At 60.1% G+C, this 20,169-nt stretch carries 17 protein-coding genes; 9 read left to right on the forward strand and 8 right to left on the reverse strand.

Annotated elements, in window-relative coordinates:
* Positions 1 to 274: 274 nt before the first annotated feature.
* The 6 genes from ACWKWM_RS14535 to pilG form a co-directional block, all read right to left on the reverse strand.
* Positions 275 to 766: a chemotaxis protein CheW gene (locus ACWKWM_RS14535; protein ID WP_483846801.1), complete on the reverse strand. Its 492-nt coding sequence runs from the start codon at positions 764 to 766 to the stop codon at positions 275 to 277.
* Positions 759 to 6,791 carry a hybrid sensor histidine kinase/response regulator gene (locus tag ACWKWM_RS14540; RefSeq protein WP_483846802.1) on the reverse strand — a complete coding sequence of 2,011 codons (6,033 nt, stop codon included), beginning with the start codon at positions 6,789 to 6,791 and terminating at the stop codon, positions 759 to 761. Before ACWKWM_RS14540 ends, ACWKWM_RS14535 begins: the two co-directional genes overlap by 8 nt.
* A 27-nt stretch (positions 6,792 to 6,818) precedes the next feature.
* Entirely contained in the window at positions 6,819 to 8,858 is a 2,040-nt protein-coding gene (locus ACWKWM_RS14545; protein WP_483846803.1) for a methyl-accepting chemotaxis protein, read from the reverse strand.
* 72 nt (positions 8,859 to 8,930) lie between these two features.
* Positions 8,931 to 9,470, reverse strand: a complete 540-nt coding sequence (locus tag ACWKWM_RS14550; RefSeq protein WP_483846804.1) for a chemotaxis protein CheW — start codon at positions 9,468 to 9,470, stop codon at positions 8,931 to 8,933.
* Positions 9,471 to 9,486: 16 nt separating this feature from the next.
* Positions 9,487 to 9,852 carry a twitching motility response regulator PilH gene (gene pilH, locus ACWKWM_RS14555; protein ID WP_483846805.1) on the reverse strand — a complete coding sequence of 122 codons (366 nt, stop codon included), beginning with the start codon at positions 9,850 to 9,852 and terminating at the stop codon, positions 9,487 to 9,489.
* A 45-nt stretch (positions 9,853 to 9,897) separates the two neighbouring features.
* Entirely contained in the window at positions 9,898 to 10,308 is a 411-nt protein-coding gene (gene pilG / locus ACWKWM_RS14560) for a twitching motility response regulator PilG (protein WP_483846806.1), read from the reverse strand.
* Positions 10,309 to 10,560: 252 nt separating this feature from the next.
* Between pilG and gshB the strand changes: the two genes are divergently transcribed.
* The 7 genes from gshB to ACWKWM_RS14595 all read left to right on the forward strand — a co-directional run bounded on the left by gshB (position 10,561) and on the right by ACWKWM_RS14595 (position 16,706).
* The gene (gshB, locus tag ACWKWM_RS14565) at positions 10,561 to 11,514 is read left to right on the forward strand and encodes a glutathione synthase (RefSeq protein ID WP_483846807.1); all 954 of its coding nucleotides are present in this window, start codon (positions 10,561 to 10,563) and stop codon (positions 11,512 to 11,514) included.
* 237 nt (positions 11,515 to 11,751) lie between these two features.
* Positions 11,752 to 12,654, forward strand: a complete 903-nt coding sequence (locus ACWKWM_RS14570; RefSeq protein WP_483846808.1) for an energy transducer TonB — start codon at positions 11,752 to 11,754, stop codon at positions 12,652 to 12,654.
* A gap of 156 nt (positions 12,655 to 12,810) precedes the next feature.
* Positions 12,811 to 13,380, forward strand: coding sequence for a YqgE/AlgH family protein (locus ACWKWM_RS14575; protein ID WP_483846809.1), 570 nt, complete (start codon positions 12,811 to 12,813; stop codon positions 13,378 to 13,380).
* Positions 13,380 to 13,820, forward strand: a complete 441-nt coding sequence (gene ruvX / locus ACWKWM_RS14580; protein ID WP_268798445.1) for a Holliday junction resolvase RuvX — start codon at positions 13,380 to 13,382, stop codon at positions 13,818 to 13,820. Before ACWKWM_RS14575 ends, ruvX begins: the two co-directional genes overlap by 1 nt.
* Before the next feature lie 76 nt (positions 13,821 to 13,896).
* Positions 13,897 to 14,418: a bifunctional pyr operon transcriptional regulator/uracil phosphoribosyltransferase PyrR gene (gene pyrR, locus ACWKWM_RS14585; RefSeq protein WP_483846810.1), complete on the forward strand. Its 522-nt coding sequence runs from the start codon at positions 13,897 to 13,899 to the stop codon at positions 14,416 to 14,418.
* A gap of 15 nt (positions 14,419 to 14,433) precedes the next feature.
* On the forward strand, positions 14,434 to 15,438 hold the full coding sequence (locus ACWKWM_RS14590; protein ID WP_483846811.1) for an aspartate carbamoyltransferase catalytic subunit: 1,005 nt from the start codon (positions 14,434 to 14,436) through the stop codon (positions 15,436 to 15,438).
* The gene (locus tag ACWKWM_RS14595; RefSeq protein ID WP_483846812.1) at positions 15,435 to 16,706 is read left to right on the forward strand and encodes a dihydroorotase; all 1,272 of its coding nucleotides are present in this window, start codon (positions 15,435 to 15,437) and stop codon (positions 16,704 to 16,706) included. The genes ACWKWM_RS14590 and ACWKWM_RS14595 overlap by 4 nt, the downstream gene beginning before the upstream one ends.
* A 116-nt stretch (positions 16,707 to 16,822) precedes the next feature.
* On the opposite strand, the gene ACWKWM_RS14600 is transcribed toward ACWKWM_RS14595, so the two are convergent.
* Complete coding sequence (locus ACWKWM_RS14600; RefSeq protein WP_483846813.1) at positions 16,823 to 17,242, reverse strand: NINE protein; 420 nt, start codon at positions 17,240 to 17,242, stop codon at positions 16,823 to 16,825.
* A 250-nt stretch (positions 17,243 to 17,492) separates the two neighbouring features.
* Here ACWKWM_RS14600 and ACWKWM_RS14605 point away from each other — a divergent pair, with 250 nt between their 5' ends.
* Positions 17,493 to 18,227: a C40 family peptidase gene (locus ACWKWM_RS14605; RefSeq protein WP_483846814.1), complete on the forward strand. Its 735-nt coding sequence runs from the start codon at positions 17,493 to 17,495 to the stop codon at positions 18,225 to 18,227.
* Positions 18,228 to 18,373: 146 nt separating this feature from the next.
* Here ACWKWM_RS14605 and ACWKWM_RS14610 read toward each other — a convergent pair whose 3' ends face one another.
* A complete protein-coding gene (locus ACWKWM_RS14610; RefSeq protein WP_483846815.1) occupies positions 18,374 to 19,408 on the reverse strand; it encodes a type IV pilus twitching motility protein PilT in 1,035 nt (344 codons plus the stop codon).
* Between the two features lie 54 nt (positions 19,409 to 19,462).
* On the opposite strand from ACWKWM_RS14610, the gene ACWKWM_RS14615 reads away from it, so the two are divergent.
* Complete coding sequence (locus tag ACWKWM_RS14615; protein ID WP_483846816.1) at positions 19,463 to 20,149, forward strand: YggS family pyridoxal phosphate-dependent enzyme; 687 nt, start codon at positions 19,463 to 19,465, stop codon at positions 20,147 to 20,149.
* Positions 20,150 to 20,169: the final 20 nt, after the last annotated feature.

Genomic DNA, 20,169 nt, shown 5'->3' on the forward strand with positions numbered 1-20,169 from the left:
GGGACCTCGATTTGCCTGAAACTGCGCGTCGCAAGCTTCGCGAGCAAGTCGGAAGCCGCCCACTCGATCCAACAGGATGAGATCGAACCTGTGGGAGCGGACCTGTCCGCGAAGAGGCCGGTACATCCAACGGGTTTTCGTCTCCAGGCATACCGTATTCGCGGACAGGTCCGCTCCCACGTTGGTTTAAAACGCTGCTGAAATGGGGGCGCACGTCACACCTGTCGAAGACACCGCAGGTTACGACGGTCGCGAGGCGGTATGACTGTCCCCCTCAAATACCCGGCCCCACCACCTGCACCAACCCCGCGTCCACCAACCACTGTTCCAGCGCCACGAGATCAGGAATCTTCGCCACGGTATCCCCGACCTGCACAGCCGCCAACTCCAGTTCATCGAGCGGCACGTCGACGTAGCTCAGCTGGCTGTCGACCTTGCAGGAACGCGGGATACCCTGGGTCAGCAAAGCGATGAATTTCAGATCAGGCCGACCGCCAAGGGCGTTGAGAATAACAATCCGCGCCCGGCCACCGACAATCGCCCGACTGCCGCAGGCGGCTTCAAAGCTGAGCAGCGGCAAAGAAAGATGACGCCAGTTGATCGGCCCCAGATACCACTGCGGCGCACCTGGGTCGGCCACGCTGTCTTGATAGTCGATCAGCTCGGCCACGGCGACGTTCGGGAGCAACAAAAAGCGGTCGCTCAGTGGTAACAGCAAACCGGTAAGGCTCGACAGGCGCGCGGCTTGGCTGGTGGTGTCAGACATGCACATGACTCCAGTGCGCGATGCTCTCCAGCAAGGCGGCCTCTTGATAAGGCTTGCTCATGTAGTCATTCACCCCGACGGCAAAAGCCCGATCACGATGTTTCTGGCCTGAGCGTGAGGTGATCATGATGATCGGCAGATGCTTGAGCCCTTCGTCCGCGCGGATTTTGCTGGCGACTTCAAAGCCGTCCATGCGGGGCATTTCGATGTCCAGCAGCATGATGTCCGGCGTGTGCTCCTGCAGCAGCGCCATGGCGTCTACCCCGTCTTTGGCAGTCAGCACGTTCATGCCGTTGCGCTCCAACAGGCGCCCGGTGACCTTGCGCACGGTGATGGAATCGTCCACCACCATCACCAACAGCGGTTTCGTCTGCTCGGCTTCGACGTAACGCGCAGGGGATTCGCCAGAGGCTTGCAACGCCAGCTGTCGCGCGTGAAACCTGCGGATATGGGCAAACAGATCAAGGATCAGCACCACCCGGCCATCCCCCAAAATCGTAGCGCCGGATATGCCCTGCACGCCCGAGAACTGCACGCCGAGGTTTTTCACCACGATCTCGCGAGACCCCGCCAGCGCATCGACCTGCACCGCTAGCCACTGATCGTGCACATGCACCAGCAGGACCGGCAGCGGTTGGATCTGGCCAACCAGTTTGGGCGGGTGGGCATTGCTCAGCAGCTCACCGAGATAGCGAAGCTCATAGGTCCGCTCGCCGTATTGATAGCGCGGCGGGCTGGCCTGGTAATACGCCTCCAGCTCAACAGGCATGACCCGCACGATGCCTTCGATGCTGTTCAGCGGCACGGCGTATTGCTCCTCGCCACACTGCACCATCAGCGCCCGGTTGACCGACACCGAGAACGGCAGCCGAATGCGGAAACGCGCGCCCTGCCCCGATTTGGAATCGATCACCATCGACCCGCCCAGCTCTTTGACCTCGGCATGAACCACGTCCATGCCCACCCCGCGCCCGGAAATCTGGGTGATGGTTTCGGCCGTCGAAAAGCCCGCCTGCAGGATGAATTGCAACGTGTCGTGGTCGCTTAATACAGCATGAGGGCCAATCATCCCGCGCTTGATCGCCTTGCGCCGCACTGCTTCAAAGTCAACACCTGCGCCGTCGTCACTCATTTCAATGACGATATCGCCGCCTTCGTGGGTCAGGCTCAGGGTGATGTGCCCCGCTTCCGGCTTGCCCGCCTCGAGGCGTTTTTCCGTGCTTTCAAGGCCGTGATCGATGGCATTACGCAGCATGTGCTCCAGCGGCGCGACCATGCGTTCAAGCACGTTGCGGTCCATTTCACCTTCAGCGTTGATGACGTCGAAGATGACCTTTTTGTTCAGCTCGCCGGACACCTGCCGAACGATACGGCGCAGGCGCGGCACCATGCGCTCGAAAGGCACCATGCGCGTGCGCATCAGGCTTTCCTGCAACTCGGTGTTCACCCGAGCCTGCTGCTGGAGGAGGGTTTGAGCGTCGTGGGCACGAGTGTCCAGGGTCTGCTTCAAGTCCATCAGGTCGGAGGCGGACTCAAACAGCGCCCGTGACAACTGCTGCAACTGCGAATGGCGGTCCATTTCAAGCGGGTCGAATTCTTCGTAGCCCAACCGCTCGGCCTGAATCTGATCGCGACTGTGAATCCGCCCCTGGGTTTCGATGTCCAGACGCCGCAACTGGTCGCGCATTCGCTCGATGGTGGTCTCCATTTCAGTCAGCGTGCCTTGGGCGTCGATGACCTGTTGTTCGATGCGTCCGCGGAAAATAGAGGTTTCGCCCGCCAGATTGACCAGATCTTCCAGCTGCTCAGCGGGGACTTTGACCATTTCCGGGCCGGTGCGCTCGGCGTCTGCGTCGGGGGTCAAGGACTGGGCGGCGGGATCGGCCGGCAGCGGGACTGCGACAGGCGCTTCGAGCGGCTTTTTCACCCCCTCGCCCACGCCACCGGAGGCGGAATACTGATGAATGCTGTCGATCAGCAAGGCTGGATTGGGCAACGGCTCGTACGCCCGAACGGCGTCGAGCATGTCAGCCAGCATGTCGTGGCCGCTTTGCAGCAGGCCGTTAAGCAGCGCGCTGTTCTCTTTCAGGCCACCGGACGCCAAGCTCTCGTACAGCGATTCCAGCTCGTGGGCGAGATCGCCAATCGGCGCGATTTCGACCATTCGGGCGCCGCCCTTGAGCGTGTGCAGGTCGCGCAGCAGGTTTTCCACTTCCAGCGTGTTTTGTGGATCGGCTTGCCAGCGCACCAGCGCCGCGCCGGAGCTTTCGATGATGTCGTAGCCTTCCTCGAGGAAGATTTCCAGCAGCTCAGGGTCGCGCTCGTTCAGCGTCTGAATCATCGAACCGACATTGCGCGGCGGCGGCGCGGTTTCCAGCTCACTCGGCTGGCCGTAGCAATTGCTCTGGCGAAACTCGCGAATGGCCTCGACCACCGGCTGCGGCGAGGTCAACGGTTTGTGATGCTGCAACTGCTCAAGCATCAGCGCCAGGTGATCGTGGCTGCTCACCAACAGCTCGCCCAACTGAGGGCTGTAGCTGCAACGTCGATCGATCAGCCCTTCGTACAATGATTCCAGTTCGTGACCCAGATCACCCACCGGCTCGATTTCAGCCATCCGCGCCCCGCCCTTGAGCGTGTGCAAGTCACGCTGCAACGAGGACAGCGGCATCGGGTTTTCAGGATCATCCAGCCAGCGCTGCAAGGCTTGGCCTGCGCTGTCGAGAATATCCACGGCTTCTTCGAGGAAGATTTCGACGATTTCCTGATCCAGCACGTTCGGGGAATCGTCTGTAGCGGGGGCCTCTGATTCGGTTTGCAGCGCAGGCAAATCGGTGAGACTCAGCGTGCCGTCGTCACCGGTTTTGATCACGCCCATGGCACCCGGCTCCAATGCCTCATCAAGCAGCTCACGCAGCGCGCGAATACGCTCAGGACATGGCTCGACCTGCTGACCGGCGGCGACCTGATCGAGCATGTTGATCAGCGCCTCATGGGCGTTTTCGGCCTCATGAAAAAACCGTTCGCTGACGCCCAGACTGCTTTCTTCCACTGCGCCGTACAGATCCAGCAACGCTTCGCACAGCTCATCCACCTGCGGCAGATCGGCCATGTGCGCGCCGTGACCGAGCGTGGTCAATTCGTCGAGCAACTCCGTCAGCTCCTGGCGCTCGCCAGGGTGCTGCCGCCAGCGTTTGAGCAGGCCTTCGGCGTCGAGCAGGATGTCCATGCCCTCGGCCAGAAAAGTCTCGATCAACTTGGGGTTGGGCCGAGTGCGCAAGCCGTTGTCGGCGGCGCTCATCGCGGCGGCCATGCGTTCATCGAGCAAGGCGCGCGCCGACTCGATCAATTGCGCAGCACCCGGAATGGGGCGCAATGGATCATCGTCCAATTGCGCCAGACCTGCCCGGAAGAGCGGTTCGCTGGCGCGCAGCAACTCGATTTCAGACTGGGCAACGGCGATCTGATTGGTCTTGAACTCGCGCACCAATTGATCCAGCGGGCTGGCCAACTCGGCCATCGGCAACACGCCGGCCATATAGGCGCTGCCCTTGAGCGTATGCAGCGCGCGCAGCAAGTCGTCGCTAAACGTTAATGACTCAACGTCGTGACTCGCGTGGATAAAGCGGCCGAGCGTTTCGAGATGGGTTTGTGCTTCCTGGCGAAAGATCCCCAGCAACTGCGGGTCAAAGCCCTCTTCTGCTTCGTCCGCAGCGTCAGGGTCAGCGGCCGCTTGTTCAAAGGTGACCGCTTGCGTGTCCGGCAGCTCCAAGCCACGAGAAAGTGCATGGGCCCGCGCAGCCAACACGTCGACATCGTCGCGCTGACGCTGAACATCTTCGGCGAAATCACGAATGATGTCAGGCAGCAGCGCCTGCACGTCTGCCAACAACTGGCGCACCTCGGCGCCGGGCTCGACGCTGTCTTCCAGCACGCGGTTGAGCAGGTTTTCTACCGACCACGCCAGCTCACCCAAGATCAGCGCCCGAACCATCCGGCCACTGCCCTTTAGCGTGTGGAAGGCGCGACGAATTTCGGTCAGCGCCGGAAAGTCGTCAGTGTCGGCGAACCAGCGCGGCAGGTAACGGTGCAGCGCGGCCAGCATCTCATCGGTTTCTTCAAGGAATACGTCACGCAGTTCGTCGTCCACACCGGCCTCGCCCTTGGGCGGCGGCAGCAGGCTGGCAGGTACGTGCCGCGCAGGCGGATTGACCGCAGAAACCGGGACAGCCAGTACCTCGGCAATCGTTTGAGTCGGACTGACCAAGGCCTGGCGGGCGCGCAGGTCAACCATTTCCTGGTCGCTGATGACCTCTTCGAGCACTGGCAGCTCAACCGCGTCCGAGACAGGCGAGTAACCCAGCCTGGCCAGACTTGCCTGGGCCAGGTCCAGCACATGCTCGCCGGGCGCTTCCGGGTCCTCGGCCATGCGCTCCAGGTAATACTCGACTCCGGTCAGCGCTTCAGCGAGGCTGTCGAGCTGCGTTTGCGCGGGGCGGCCTTCTTCGACCAGCAGGTGCTCAAGGATGTAATCGTTGCACGCCGATAACAGGCCGGACGCACGGGCCAGCGGAATCATCGCCAGCGCGCCGCGTACTTGAATCAGCAGCGCCGACAACGGCTCCAGCCGCTCGCGGTCCCATTCACCATCGATGTAATCGACGATCACATCTTTGGCTTGTTGCAGGACGACGCGGGCTTCCTTGATCACCAACTGGTGAATCTGGCTCAGATCGGTGGTCGGCAAGCGGCTTTCTTCGCGACTGCTCTGGTCCACCGTACCGGCCATACCCGCCAACGTTGCTTCGACGTAGAGCAACGCCCCCGCTACGTCCATCAACGCTGCATCGCTGGCTTCACGCTGCCCTTGCGCCAGCCCTTGCACGACCGCCAGTTGATCGATGATCACTTTGCGCGGCTGACCGAAACCCAATACCGCCAGCGTGTCGGCGATCTGTCGCAGCGGCGGCAACAACGCACCCAGTTCGCTGACGTGCTGACGGTCGCCACGCACGAAAACGTCCAGTCGCTCCTTGGTGCGAACCAACTCATCACACAGCGCCACAATCACCGAGCGCATCGCGTCGCGATCAGGCCCGGCCATGCGTGCGCGCTCTTCATCGACCAGCGCGCTGTGCGGCAGGGCGTCGTCGAGGCCGTACTGGTCCTTCAGATCAAGCATCTTCTGCGCCTGACTGTCGGACTTGGCGATGTAAAACAGCAGGCTTTTGAGCAGTTCGTCTGGCGCAGGCTGGTTGATCGCGACGATGCCCTGATCGAGCAAGCGCTTGAGTTCTTTATCGGCGTCCTTGAACAGGCTGCGCAGCGCGGGGCTGTTGGCGAAATTGCCGCTGGCCATGGTTTCCACCAGCGCCGAGGCGATACGCCACAAGGGGCCCAAGGGCGCGTCCTTGCACAGCAACTCAAGCCGGGCGAATACTTTGGTCATGTAGCCCAATTGCTTTTGCAGGTCTTGCTCACGCAAAAGGCCGACCAGTGCGGTCTGCAACGTCTGTCGCAACTTGCGCAGCAGGCCGGGTAATTCAGGCGTGTCGCGCAGTGCCAGGGTTTGTGCGTCCAGTTCAGGCACAGCAAGTAATTGCGGGGCGAACAGGCTGGTTTCCGAGAGCAGACTCTCGCCTCGGGCGCTGCGCAGGTCGTTGAGCAGCGGCAACACCACCAGCGGCAGATCGCGACGCGCCGAGTGAATGCGATCCAGGTACACCGGCAATTGGCCGAGCGCCAACGTCAGCAACTGAACGGCCTCGGCGTGTCGGCTGACTCGATCCTGCTTCAACGCCAACGCCAGTTGCTCGATCTCTTCGGCCAGCAGCGCTGCGCCGTAGAACTCGATCATTTGCAGGCTGCCGTGAACCTGGTGAATGGCGTCCAGACAGGCGTCCATCGCCGTCGAATCATCGGGGCTCGCGACAAAGATTTCCAGCGATTGTCTGGCTTGCTTGAGGGTCTCGGCGATCTCGCCCTTGACCCACTCCAGGGCCACGTAATCGTGCCGATCAGCCATGATGACTCCGCTCATATCTCAAGGCGATCAATGCCTGTCTCGTGTCGGCAGCGTGAAACCGGACACCGATCGCCGCATCTCGCTGGCCATCTTCGCCAGGTTGCCCATGCTCTTGGCGGTGGCGGCGGTGCCCGACGTGGTTTGCGTGGTGGTTTGCTGAATCACCGTCATGGTTTCTGAAATCTGCTGGCCCAGCGCGGCCTGCTGTTGAGCAGCATTGGTGATGCTTTCGATCAAGGCCGCGAGGACCTTAGAAACGCCTTCGATTTCTTCCAGAGCAACTCCGGCATCCTGCGCCAAACGCGCGCCACGCACCACTTCAGTGGTGGTTTGCTCCATGGAAATCACGGCCTCGTTGGTGTCGTTCTGGATCGCCCGCACCAGCGTTTCGATCTGCTTGGTTGCCGAAGATGAGCGCTCGGCCAGTCGCTGCACTTCATCGGCCACGACCGCAAAGCCGCGACCGGCATCACCGGCCATCGACGCCTGAATCGCGGCATTGAGCGCCAGAATATTAGTCTGGTCCGCAATGTCGTCGATCAGGCTGACAATATCTCCGATCTCTTGAGACGACTCGCCCAGGCGTTTGATCCGCTTGGAAGTGTCCTGGATTTGCTCGCGAATATTGTCCATGCCGTTGATGGTGTTGTGCACCACCTCATTACCCTTGTTGGCAATCGCCACCGAGCGCTCGGCCACCGAGGATGATTCCGAGGCGTTGGCTGAAACTTGCTCGATGGAGGCCGACATGTCATGGATCGCGTTCGAAGCAGCAGCAATCTGCAGCGCCTGATGTTCGGAGGCGGCAGCCAGCTGAGTAGCGGTGGTCTGCGTGTCCTTTACGGCGCCGAACACTTGCTCAGCGGTCAGGTTGATCGTTGCCACCAGTTCGCGCAGTTGATCGATGGAATAGTTGATGGAATCTGCGATGGCGCCGGTGAAGTCTTCGGTCACCGAGGCGGCAACCGTCAGATCGCCATCGGCCAGATCCTCGATTTCATCCAGCAGGCGCATGATCGCGGTCTGGTTGCGCTCGTTCTTCTCAGCCGTTTCGCGCAGCTGGCGATTGGTTTCGCGGACCATCACCAGACCGATCAGGATGATCGAACCCAGCGCCAACAAACCCAGCAAGTAGCCGCCGTAGCTGTGCAGCAGTCGGCCGCCTGCCATGTGTTCAAAACTGTTGGCCAGTACCGAGGCCTCGTCCAGCAGGGTCTGCGACAGATTGAAAATGTTGCCGGCCGCCTCACGAACATCGAGCAGCTCGGGCGATGTTTCGAGAATCTCGTCCACAGATCCGGACACGAACTGGAACAGCTCGGCGATCTCGGCCAGACGCGCGCGGGCATCTTTGTCCTCGACCTGAGTGATCTTCAGCGCGGGATTACCGTCGATCATCCCGCTCAAGACGCGACCAAACTGGTTGGCGTCGCGACCGAACGCGTCGGCGGCCTGCACGGCAGTTTCGTCGCCGGAAAGCACGGTGTTCACAGCGCCGAGGATGCGTTCGGCGAGCAACGACTGGCGTTGCGCCAACGCCACCTGGGTGGCCGGCGCGCGGTTTTGCAGCAGGATGTCGACGACCTTCTCGGACTCGATCTGCAACTGCGGGATGGTCTCGGCCAAGGTCGCGGCCACCTGATGCAGCGAAAGCACTGTTTGCTCACGGGACAGAATCACATCGGTATTTTTGCGCAGGTTTTCCCAATCGGTCTGCACCGCCTTGAGTTCGCCCTCAACGTTCTCGGGCGCTGCGGGCAGGCCGGTGTTCTTGTCGCCCTTTTTCAGGATCTGCCAGCGCAGGTCAAAATCGTTGCGCGCATCGGCCAGCAGTTTGAAGGCAGCGGGCTTACCGGCAGCGGCCTCGGTGGCGTTCTTGGCGATGCGCTGGGACAACACACGCAGCTCGCCGGCATGGCCGATGTACTGTTTGTCGTAATTGGACTGCGTGCTCAGGTACGCGAAGTTGGCGAACAGCAGCATGATGAAGATGATCAGCGCCACGAACAGGACAAGGATCAGCGAGCGACTGCGCGCACCTTCGAGTGATTTACCAGTGTTACTCATTGATCAGGCCCCCGCCTGGACCCACTGCATTCGGGCATTGGAAAAGGCTGAGCACATCATCGACGCCCAACATTACAGCGCTACCTCCATAAATCCGGGCGACTGCACCAGTGATCTGGGGCTGAACACGAGCCAGGCTTGTTCACGCAAAAACTGCCCCTGCACAAATGCCGCAATGGGTGCCTCGCAGGTGCCCGGCGTTTCCGGCATCAGACTGCGCTCATTGAAGTGCTGAACCCCCAACACTTCGTCGACCAGCAAGCCTGCGAACACGTCCTGATGATCAATCACCAACACCCGCCGCTGCTTACGAAGGGGCGAGAGTTCGTGACCAAAAAACGCACACAAATCCATGATTGGCAGCAGGCGCCCGCGCAGATTGGCAATCCCTTTGACCCAGGGTTTCACGCCCGGCAGCGCCGCATAGCGCGGTTCGTGAAGGATTTCGCCGACTTCGCCCATGGGCGCGACGTAAAAATGCTCCCCCATCCGAAAACCGATGCCGCTCCAGCCTTGCTGACGGGTCTCCTGCAAAGGCAGACCCGCTGCGAGCGAGCGGCATCGCTGATCGATATCGAGCAGCAGTTGAAACGCGGTTTGTGACTGAGCCATGGCTGCCTGCCGGCGATCAGCCCGCAAGAACCGCGTTCAGGGTTTTCATGAGGGTTTCTTCGTCCACCGGTTTGGTCAGGTAGTCCCGCGCGCCCTGGCGTTTGCCCCAGACCTTGTCGGTTTCCTGATCCTTGGTGGTGATCATGATCACGGGGATCATGTTGGTGTCAGCATCTTTGGTCAGCTGACGGGTGGCCTGAAAGCCGTTGAGGCCGGGCATGACGATGTCCATCAACACAGCATCGGGCTTTTCCTGACGCGCGAGGGCCACGCCATCGGCACCGTTTTCAGCCTTCAGGACTTCGTGACCGTACTTTTCGAGCATGCCGGTCAACTTGTACATTTCGGTCGGCGAGTCATCGACGATCAGAATTCGAGCCATGGTGTTTCCCCATAGGAACAGCCGCCCATCAACAGTGGGCTGGCATCAAGATAGTTGTTGTTCTACTGCCACGAAACCCGGCACATGGGCCTTGATCGCGCCCAGCAGTTCTTCCTTGCTAAAAGGCTTGGTCAAAAACTGGTCAGAACCTACGATCCGGCCCTTCGCTTTATCGAACAATCCGTCCTTGGAGGACAGCATGATCACCGGCGTTGACTTGAACGCTCGGTTGTTCTTGATCAATGCACAGGTTTGATAGCCATCCAGACGCGGCATCATGATGTCGACAAAGATGATTCGCGGGTGGTTATCGGCAATTTTTGCCAACGCGTCGAAGCCGTCGATGGCGGTGATGACCTCGCAGCCGACGTTCTTCAACAGCGTCTCGGCGGTACGACGAATCGTACGGGAATCGTCGATGACCATCACTTTCAATGGGGCTGAATGCTGTTCCATGTCTGCTCTACCCTCGCCGCGGCAAATCGGATGGGTCGCCTTGCGTTGGGTGTCTGGTACGGGTCGGGAACGTCAAACCCCGATCTAGAGGGGTCAGACGCAAGGGGGCCTCAGCCCGATGCCGAGCCTTTTTAGCACACTCTCCAGACGCAATCCATAAAGCGTGTGCCCCTTGACCCCGCGCAAGCACGGCGCCACCCTGACGCCTATTTTCAGGCCATTGCGGCCATTACCGACCAGAGGATATTGCCCATGAGCGTTCGCCTAGGAATTGTCATGGACCCCATCGAGCGCATCTCCTACAAAAAGGACAGCTCGCTGGCCATGCTCCTTGCAGCGCAAGCGCGGGGGTGGTCGCTGTTCTATATGGAACAGCACGACCTGTATCAAGACGCAGGCCAGGCCCGCGCGCGGATGAAACCGCTGAAAGTTTTCGCAGACCCGGCCCACTGGTTCGAGCTGGAAGCCGAAGTCGACAGCGGCCTGGACGATCTGGACGTGATCCTGATGCGCAAGGACCCGCCGTTCGACATGGAATTCGTCTACTCCACGTATTTGCTGGAGCAGGCCGAGCGCGCTGGCGTGCTGGTGGTCAACAAGCCACAGAGCCTGCGTGACTGCAACGAGAAGCTGTTCGCCACGTTGTTCCCACAGTGCACGCCGCCAACGCTGGTCAGCCGTCGCTCGGACATCCTGCGTGAATTTGCAGCCAAGCATGGCGATGTGATCCTCAAACCGCTGGACGGCATGGGCGGCGCATCGATCTTCCGCCACCGTGCCGAAGACCCGAACCTGTCGGTGATTCTGGAAACCCTGACCAAGCACGGCCAGGAGCAGATCATGGCGCAGGCGTATCTGCCGGCGATCAAGGACGGCGACAAACGCATTCTGATGGTCGACGGAGAACCTGTGCCGTATTGCCTGGCGCGCATTCCTGCTGCTGGCGAAACCCGTGGCAACCTGGCGGCCGGTGGCCGGGGTGAAGCGCGTCCGCTGACGGATCGTGATCGCTGGATCGCCGCCGAAATCGGCCCCACCCTGCGAGAAAAGGGCCTTCTGTTTGTAGGCCTGGACGTGATCGGCGAGCATCTGACCGAGATCAACGTGACCAGCCCGACCTGCATTCGCGAGATCGACAACGCGTTCGGTACTGATATCGGCGGGATGTTGATGGATGTGATCGAGAAGAAATTGCAGAAGGCGTGATGCATATCTGTAGGAGCGAATTTATTCGCGAGCCGGTTTCGTGAACACAGAGCTGTGTGCCCCGCACCGGCCTCTCGCGAATAAATTCGCTCGTACAGAGCTACACGCCACAATCTCCACTAATCGCTCCGTGCGCATCAAAGCCCTGATACCGGCAAACAGTGCGTTATCATGCGCGGCTTGAAATACGCCTGAGGTTGGTTTTGCAATGCTGGCTTTTGTGATCCCGGATCGCCAATGAACGCTGTGGTCGACAACGATCTCCCGAAGGATCTGGTTCGCACCGGCGTGCGCCCGGCTGATCGTCTGGGTTTTACCCTGCTGATTGCAGCACTGGTGCATCTGGCGCTGATCCTGGGTGTGGGCTTCACCTACGTGAAACCTGAAACCATCAGCCAGACCCTCGAAATCACCCTCGCGCCGTTCAAAAGCGATACCAAGCCCAAGGACGCAGACTTCCTTGCGCAGGAAAACCAGCAAGGCAGCGGCACGCTCGACAAGAAGGCCGTGCCCAAGGTCACAGAAATCGCGCAGTACCAAGACACCCAGATCAATAAGATCACGCCGCCTCCTTCCGCCAAACCGGTGGTCAAGCAGGAAGCGCCCAAGACTGCCGTCGCCACCAAAGCTGCGGCCAAGGAAAAGACCGTCGCCAAGCGCGAAGAGGTCAAACCTGAAGAACCCAAGAAAGTCGCGCCGACATTCGACAGCACTCAGTTGAACAGCGAAATCGCCAGCCTCGAAGCCGAGCTTTCAAACGAGCAGCAGGCTTACGCCAAGCGCCCGAAGATTCATCGGTTGAGCGCGGCCTCGACCATGAAGGACAAGGGCGCCTGGTACAAAGAGGACTGGCGCAAGAAGATCGAGCGGGTGGGCAACCTCAATTACCCCGAGGAAGCCCGGCGTAAACAGATCTACGGCAGTTTGCGGATGATGGTTTCGATCAATCGCGACGGCTCTCTGTATGAAGTGCTGGTTCTGGAATCCTCCGGCCAGCCGCTGCTGGACCAGGCCGCGCAGAAGATTGTCCGGCTGGCTGCGCCCTTTTCGCCGTTTACCGGCGATCTGGCGGACATCGACCGCCTGGAAATTATCCGCACCTGGAAGTTTGCGCGCGGGGATAAGCTTTCCAGTAATTGAGACCGCGCTCTGTAGAAGCGAATTTATTCGCGAGCAGTGGGCCAGGCGCTAAAGTAACTCCGACCTCAAAATTTCTCGCGAATGAATTCGCGCCTACAGCAAATCTGCGAACCACGACAGTTGTCACAACTGCCCCACGGCGCCACACTAGGGCTCATGAAAAACGTCACTCCGTCGTACCTCAAGCATCAGTTCCTGATCGCCATGCCACACATGCACGATCAGCACTTCGCGCAGACCTTGACCTACATCGTCGAGCACAACGCCAATGGCGCCATGGGGCTGGTGATCAACCGCCCGCAAAGCCTGTCGCTAGCGGACATCCTTGAGCAGTTGCGACCGGAACTGCCGCCCCCCGTTCGTTGCCAGCACATCCCCATTCACATCGGCGGACCGGTCCAGACCGACCGTGGCTTCGTGCTGCACCCGCCGGGCCCGGTGTTTCAGGCCACGGTCGATCTGGGCGGCGTGGCGCTGTCTACCTCACAGGACGTCTTGTTTTCCATCGCTGACGGCTACGGACCTGATCAGAATTTGATCACCCTGGGCTACGCAGGCTGGGACGCTGGCCAATTGGAGGCGGAATTTGCCGCCAATGCCTGGCTCAATTGCGCGTTCGATCCGGCCATCCTGTTTGACGTCGACAGCGAACTGCGCCTCGACGCAGCCGCCGCCAAGCTCGGCATCAACCTGAATTTGCTCACCAGCCAGGCGGGCCACGCCTGATGGCCGGGATGCGACTGCTACTGGGTTTTGACTATGGCACCAAACAGATCGGCGTTGCGGTCGGTCAGGTGATCACCGGCCAGGCCCGCGAGCTGTGCACGCTCAAAGCGCAGAACGGCGTCCCGGACTGGGACAAGGTGCAAGCGCTGATCACTGAATGGAAGCCGGACGCCATTGTCGTCGGACTGCCCTTGAACATGGACGGCACGCCCAGCGACATGAGCGCCCGCGCCGAAAAGTTTTCGCGCAAGCTCAATGGCCGTTTCAATCTGCCGGTGTATACCCACGACGAACGCCTGACCACCTTTGAAGCCAAGGGCGAACGCATGGCCCGTGGCGGTCAGCGCGGCAGTTATCGGGACAACCCGGTGGACGCCATCGCCGCCGCACTGTTATTGCAGGGCTGGCTGGAAGCCAACACCGCTTTGTTCAACGTCTGACGATTTGCGCCCCACCGAATTTGAGATTTGACCCGAGCGTTCACGCGAACGCCCTCGGGCACCTGAAGGAGCCACCATGAGCCTGCCGAACCCCGCCGACCTGATCAGCCAGATGGCGACCGATCTCACGGCCCATTTGCAAAAACGCGACATCAGCGAGCCCCGTTTCATCGGCATTCGCACCGGTGGCATTTGGGTCGCGCAAGCGCTGCAAGAGGCGCTGGGCAATGATTCCGCCCTCGGCACGCTGGATGTTTCGTTCTACCGCGACGACTTCAGTCAGAACGGCCTGCACCCTCAAGTGCGTCCATCGGAGCTGCCATTCGAGATCGAAGGCCAGCATCTGATCCTGGTCGACGACGTTTTGATGAGCGGCCGCACGATTCGCGCCGCGCTGAACGAGCTGTTCGACTATGGCCGCCCGGCCAGCGTGACGTTGGTGTCGCTGCTGGACCTGGACGCTGGCGAGTTACCGATACGGCCCAACGTGGTTGGCGCGACCCTGTCGCTGGCGCCCAACGAGCGCGTGAAGCTGTCCGGCCCAACGCCATTGACGCTTGAGCTGCAAGACCTTTCCACCGAATCCGCCGCCCTCTAACACGAGTCCCTTGCGATGACGCCTCTCGACGCCAAGCGCCCGCTACAGCTCAACCATCAGGGTCAGCTGCAGCATTTCCTCTCGCTCGACGGTTTGCCCCGCGAGCTGCTCACCGAAATCCTCGACACCGCCGACTCCTTTCTGGAAGTTGGCGCGCGGGCGGTGAAGAAAGTCCCGTTATTGCGCGGCAAGACCGTGTGCAACGTGTTCTTCGAGAACTCGACGCGCACTCGCACCACTTTTGAACTGGCGGCCCAGCGGCTGTCGGCGGACGTGATCACCCTGAACGTGTCGACGTCATCGACCAGCAAGGGTGAAACGCTGTTCGACACCCTGCGCAACCTCGAAGCCATGGCCGCCGACATGTTCGTCGTGCGCCACGGCGATTCGGGGGCCGCGCACTTCATCGCCGAGCATGTCTGCCCACAGGTGGCAATCATCAACGGCGGCGACGGGCGTCACGCGCACCCGACTCAGGGCATGCTCGACATGCTGACCATTCGCCGCCACAAAGGTAGCTTCGAGAACCTCTCGGTGGCTATCGTCGGTGACATCCTGCATTCGCGGGTCGCGCGCTCGAACATGATCGCGCTCAAGGCCCTTGGCTGCCCGGACATCCGCGTGGTCGCGCCCAAGACCTTGCTGCCGATCGGGGTCGAGCAATACGGCGTCAAGGTCTACACCGACCTGACCGAAGGCCTGAAAGATGTCGACGTGGTGATCATGCTGCGCCTGCAACGCGAGCGCATGTCGGGCGGCCTGTTGCCGAGCGAAGGTGAGTTCTACCGCCTGTTCGGCCTGACCACCGCTCGCCTGGCCGGCGCCAAGCCTGATGCCATCGTCATGCACCCTGGCCCGATCAACCGAGGTGTGGAAATCGAATCGGCGGTTGCCGACGGCGCGCACTCGGTCATCCTCAATCAAGTCACTTACGGCATCGCCGTGCGCATGGCCGTGTTGTCCATGGCCATGAGCGGGCAGACCGCGCAACGTCAGTTCGAGCAGGAGAACGCCCAGTGAAGTTCAGTATCGTCGGCGCTCGCGTCATCGACCCTGTCAGCGGTCTGGATCAAGTCACAGATATCCACTTGGAAGCCGGCAAAATCCTGGCGTTTGGCGCCGCGCCTGCCGGTTTCGAGCCTTCGCAGACCATCGACGCCAACGGCCTGATCGCAGCGCCCGGGCTGGTGGATCTGAATGTCTCGCTACGGGAACCGGGCTACAGCCGTAAAGGCAGCATCGCCAGTGAAACCCGCGCCGCCGCGGCCGGCGGTGTGACCAGCCTGTGCTGCCCGCCGAGAACCAAACCGGTGCTGGACACTTCCGCCGTGGCCGAGCTGATTCTCGACCGCGCACGAGAAGCCGGATACAGCAAAGTGTTCCCCATCGGCGCGCTGAGCAAGGGGCTGGAAGGTGAGCAACTGGCCGAATTGATCGCGCTGCGCGATGCCGGCTGCGTGGCCTTCACCAACGGCCTGGTGAGCTTTCGCAGCAACCGCACGCTGTGTCGTGCGCTGGAGTACGCCGCGACGTTCGACCTGACGGTGATTTTCAATTCACAGGATTTCGATCTCGCAGAAGGCGGGTTGGCCCACGACGGCCCGACGGCAGCGTTCCTTGGTCTGGCGGGCATTCCTGAAACCGCCGAAACCGTCGCGCTAGCCCGCGATTTGCTGCTGGTTGAACAAAGCGGCGTACGTGCGCATTTCAGCCAGCTGACCGCGGCTCGCGGCGTCGAGTTGATCGCTCAGGCCCAGGCGCGAGGTTTGCCGGTGACGGCGGATGTGGCGCTGTATCAGTTGATCTTGACCGACGAGGCGCTGATCGACTTCTCCAGCGTTTACCACGTGCAACCGCCACTGCGCACCCGCGCGGACCGCGACGCGCTGCGTGAAGGGGTGAAATCGGGGGTGATTCAAGCGATCTCCAGCCATCATCAGCCCCATGAGCGTGATGCCAAGCTGGCGCCATTCGGCGCAACGGAGCCGGGCATGAGCACCGTCGAGCTGCTGCTGCCTTTGGCGATGACGCTGGTGGAAGACGGTTTGCTGGATCTGCCGACGCTGCTGTCGCGCCTGAGCGCAGGGCCCGCCGCGGCGTTGCGCTTGCCAGCAGGACGTTTGGCAGCGGGTTCGCCGGCGGATCTGGTGCTGTTCGACCCGGCAGCTTCAACGGTGGCGGGCGAGCAGTGGTTGTCCAAGGGTGAAAACTGCCCATTCCTCGGACACTGCCTGCCAAGCGCGGTGAAGTACACATTTGTAGATGGACGGATCAGTTACACCTCCTGACACCACGCCCCTGTAGGAGCGAACTTGTTCGCGAAGAGTCTCAAACACACGCTTGCATTGGCGTCTGATGAAAGCTTCGCGAATGAATTCGCTCCCACAGGGGCCATGCTCCGATCTCACGTCCGCCGGGCATTCTTCATCGAAATCTGGTCATTAAGCGTCCAGAAGTCATAAAGCACGCCGATCAAGAACAGCCCACCTGTCAGCGCATAGATGATCCCGGTGATCCATTTGCCTTGATACATCCGGTGCACGCCAAACACACCCAGAAATGTCAGCAGAATCCAGGCGACGCTGTAATCGGTCGTGCCGGCGTTGAAACGCAGGTCCGCTTCGCGGTCCATCGACGGGATGAGAAACACGTCGATCAACCAGCCAATGCCGAACACGCCCAAGGTCAAAAACCAGATCGTTCCGGTGACAGGTTTGCCGTAATAGAAACGGTGTGCGCCTGTAAATCCGACGATCCAGAGCACGTAGCCCATGATTTTGCTGTGGGTGTCAGGACGCTGAACGTCCACTTCATAGGTATTCATCGGCAGCCTCTTTTGTGCTGATAGAAAAAAATATGCGTAAAGCTTGTGACTTTTGTGACTCGTTCCGACGTATGGCGGGAACCTCTCAAGCATTCGGCAAACCCTTGTAACTAAAGGGGATGCTCACAGCTGTGTGACAATTTTGACGTCAAAACTGACCCGCCGGGCAGTAAATGATTCGACAAGCGGGTCCGAATTGACAAAAAAAGCTGTTATAAAGTTGCGCGCTGACCAATATGAGCCCTGCCTAATGCGTCCATTTTTCAAGACATGGCTAACTATTTGCCTATTTATGCCACTGGCCGCCCACGCCACCAACCGTGAGCAACCGTTACCTGCGAGCTTCAACGGCTTCACCGCCAAGACGCAGTCCTCGGAAACAGTAACCCGCAATATCGCCGCGCAACGCGCCGCGATGGCTGCACTGGATGAGACCGCCGCTCCATTGGCGACCTCCAAGCGCAAAGCCAAAAACGGCAAGACGTCCAATCGTCCGTCGTCCCACAGGGTTTCCAAAAACACTGTCGCCCTCGCCAGCATGGCGCCGGGTAACACCAAGCAAAGCAGCACTGTCGTTAATCGCGCCATGAATGCCATCGGTACACCCTATCGTTGGGGCGGTTCCAGCCCAACAAAAGGGTTCGACTGCAGTGGTTTGGTGAAATATGCGTTTAACGATGTAAGCGAAGTGGATTTGCCGCGCACTTCCAACGCCATGGCCGAAGGCCACGGGCAGAAGGTTGATCGCAAGGATTTGAAGCCGGGTGACTTGCTGTTTTTCAATATCAAGAGCCGTCAGGTCAATCACGTCGCCATCTACCTGGGCGGCGGACAGTTTGTACATGCGCCACGTCGTGGTAAGTCGGTGACGGTCGATACGCTGAACAAACCGTATTGGGACAGCCATTACGTCGTTGCCAAGCGCGTGTTGCCAAAGCAACCACCTTCTTCGCGCAAGCCGACGGTGCGACTCGCTCAGCGTTAAGCACAAGCGAATGTGATGCAATTGTGGGAGGGAGCTTGCTCGCGATGAGGTCAGCACATCCGCTGGATATCTAGCGGCTGTTTGATTAATCGCGAGCAAGCTCCCTCCCACATTGATTGAGCGGTACGCAAAAAAGCGCCTGACAACTAGAAATTGTCAGGCGTTTTTGCTTTCTCCCGCGCGCTTTCCCGCGTGATGATGCCTTTGCTCACCAGATCCTTCAGACACATGTCCAGTGTCTGCATCCCCAGCGCCCCGCCGGTTTGAATCGAAGAATACATCTGCGCAACCTTGTCTTCCCGGATCAGGTTTCGGATCGCCGACGTGCCGATCATGATTTCGTGCGCCGCCACTCGCCCGCCGCCGACCTTCTTCAACAGCGCCTGTGAAACGATGGCGTGCAGCGATTCAGACAGCATCGAGCGAATCATCGATTTTTCCTGCGCCGGGAACACGTCGACGATCCGGTCGATGCTTTTCGCCGCCGAGGTGGTGTGCAAAGTGCCGAACACCAGGTGACCGGTTTCCGCGGCCGTCAGCGCCAGCCGAATCGTTTCCAGATCTCGCAGCTCGCCCACCAGAATCACGTCCGGGTCTTCACGCAATGCCGAACGCAACGCTTCGGCAAAGCCGTGGGTATCACGGTGGACTTCGCGCTGGTTGATCAGGCTTTTCTTGGATTCGTGAACGAACTCGATCGGGTCTTCGATGGTAAGGATGTGGTGATGCTTGTTGGCGTTCAGGTAATCGACCATTGCCGCCAGCGTCGTCGACTTACCCGAACCGGTCGGGCCAGTCACCAGTACCAGGCCCCGGGGGACATCGGTAATCTTGCGAAACACTTCTCCCATCCCCAAGTCTTCCATGCTCAAGACTTTGGAGGGAATGGTGCGGAAGACCGCGCCTGCGCCGCGATTCTGGTTGAAGGCGTTAACCCGAAACCGCGCAACGCCGGGCACTTCGAAGGAAAAGTCGGTTTCCAGATCCTCTTCGAAATCCTTGCGCTGCTTGTCGTTCATGATGTCGTAGATCAGCCCCTGAACCTCTTTCTGGTCCAGCGGCGGCAGGTTGATCCGGCGCACATCGCCATCGACCCGAATCATCGGCGGCAGGCCAGCCGAGAGGTGTAAGTCCGACGCGCCTTGCTTGGCACTGAAGGCAAGCAGCTCGGTAATATCCATACAGCTCCTCATCACATAGAATGCCGCAGACTTTAGCCCTGCTGGCGCAAATCAATGTCCACGATAGCAGAGAACATTTCAACGCTCGGTGAGCGAATTCGCGTAGCCGCACAGGCTGCGCAGCGCGATCCCTCGTCCATCGGTCTGCTCGCCGTGAGCAAGACCAAACTGGCCAGTGACCTGCGCGAAGCACATGCCGCCGGTTTGCGCGATTTTGGCGAGAATTACCTTCAGGAAGCCCTGAGCAAACAGCTCGAATTGGCTGACCTGCCCTTGATCTGGCATTTCATCGGCCCCATTCAATCGAACAAGACTCGCGCGATTGCCGAGCACTTTGACTGGGTGCATTCCGTGGATCGGCTGAAAATCGCACAACGCCTCTCCGAACAACGCCCCAACGAACTGCCGCCGCTCAATATCTGCATTCAGGTCAACGTCAGCGGTGAGGCCAGCAAATCCGGCTGCACCCCCGAAGACTTGCCTGCTTTGGCGGACGCGATCTCTGCGCTACCCAATTTGAGACTGCGCGGTTTGATGGCAATTCCCGAACCTACCAACGACGACAGTGAGCAGAACGCGGCTTTTGCAGCGGTACGCACACTGCAAGACTCGCTGAAGCTGCCGCTGGACACCCTTTCCATGGGTATGAGCCACGATCTGGAAGCCGCCATTGCACACGGCGCGACCTGGGTGCGGATCGGCACTGCCCTTTTTGGCGCCCGTGATTACGGTCAGCCCTAACCCTTTGCCCCACAGGAATT

Source organism: Pseudomonas rosaeacicularis (assembly GCF_057128745.1).

What these genes read in the sequence shown, in the direction of transcription:
- ACWKWM_RS14535 (WP_483846801.1), bottom strand. Translation starts at nt 766, where the DNA reads ATGTCTGACACCACCAGCCAAGCCGCGCGCCTGTCGAGCCTTACCGGT.
- ACWKWM_RS14540 (WP_483846802.1), bottom strand. Translation starts at nt 6,791, where the DNA reads ATGGCTGATCGGCACGATTACGTGGCCCTGGAGTGGGTCAAGGGCGAG.
- ACWKWM_RS14545 (WP_483846803.1), bottom strand. Translation starts at nt 8,858, where the DNA reads ATGAGTAACACTGGTAAATCACTCGAAGGTGCGCGCAGTCGCTCGCTG.
- ACWKWM_RS14550 (WP_483846804.1), bottom strand. Translation starts at nt 9,470, where the DNA reads ATGGCTCAGTCACAAACCGCGTTTCAACTGCTGCTCGATATCGATCAG.
- pilH (WP_483846805.1), bottom strand. Translation starts at nt 9,852, where the DNA reads ATGGCTCGAATTCTGATCGTCGATGACTCGCCGACCGAAATGTACAAG.
- pilG (WP_483846806.1), bottom strand. Translation starts at nt 10,308, where the DNA reads ATGGAACAGCATTCAGCCCCATTGAAAGTGATGGTCATCGACGATTCC.
- gshB (WP_483846807.1), top strand. Translation starts at nt 10,561, where the DNA reads ATGAGCGTTCGCCTAGGAATTGTCATGGACCCCATCGAGCGCATCTCC.
- ACWKWM_RS14570 (WP_483846808.1), top strand. Translation starts at nt 11,752, where the DNA reads ATGAACGCTGTGGTCGACAACGATCTCCCGAAGGATCTGGTTCGCACC.
- ACWKWM_RS14575 (WP_483846809.1), top strand. Translation starts at nt 12,811, where the DNA reads ATGAAAAACGTCACTCCGTCGTACCTCAAGCATCAGTTCCTGATCGCC.
- ruvX (WP_268798445.1), top strand. Translation starts at nt 13,380, where the DNA reads ATGGCCGGGATGCGACTGCTACTGGGTTTTGACTATGGCACCAAACAG.
- pyrR (WP_483846810.1), top strand. Translation starts at nt 13,897, where the DNA reads ATGAGCCTGCCGAACCCCGCCGACCTGATCAGCCAGATGGCGACCGAT.
- ACWKWM_RS14590 (WP_483846811.1), top strand. Translation starts at nt 14,434, where the DNA reads ATGACGCCTCTCGACGCCAAGCGCCCGCTACAGCTCAACCATCAGGGT.
- ACWKWM_RS14600 (WP_483846813.1), bottom strand. Translation starts at nt 17,242, where the DNA reads ATGAATACCTATGAAGTGGACGTTCAGCGTCCTGACACCCACAGCAAA.
- ACWKWM_RS14605 (WP_483846814.1), top strand. Translation starts at nt 17,493, where the DNA reads ATGCGTCCATTTTTCAAGACATGGCTAACTATTTGCCTATTTATGCCA.
- ACWKWM_RS14610 (WP_483846815.1), bottom strand. Translation starts at nt 19,408, where the DNA reads ATGGATATTACCGAGCTGCTTGCCTTCAGTGCCAAGCAAGGCGCGTCG.
- ACWKWM_RS14615 (WP_483846816.1), top strand. Translation starts at nt 19,463, where the DNA reads ATGTCCACGATAGCAGAGAACATTTCAACGCTCGGTGAGCGAATTCGC.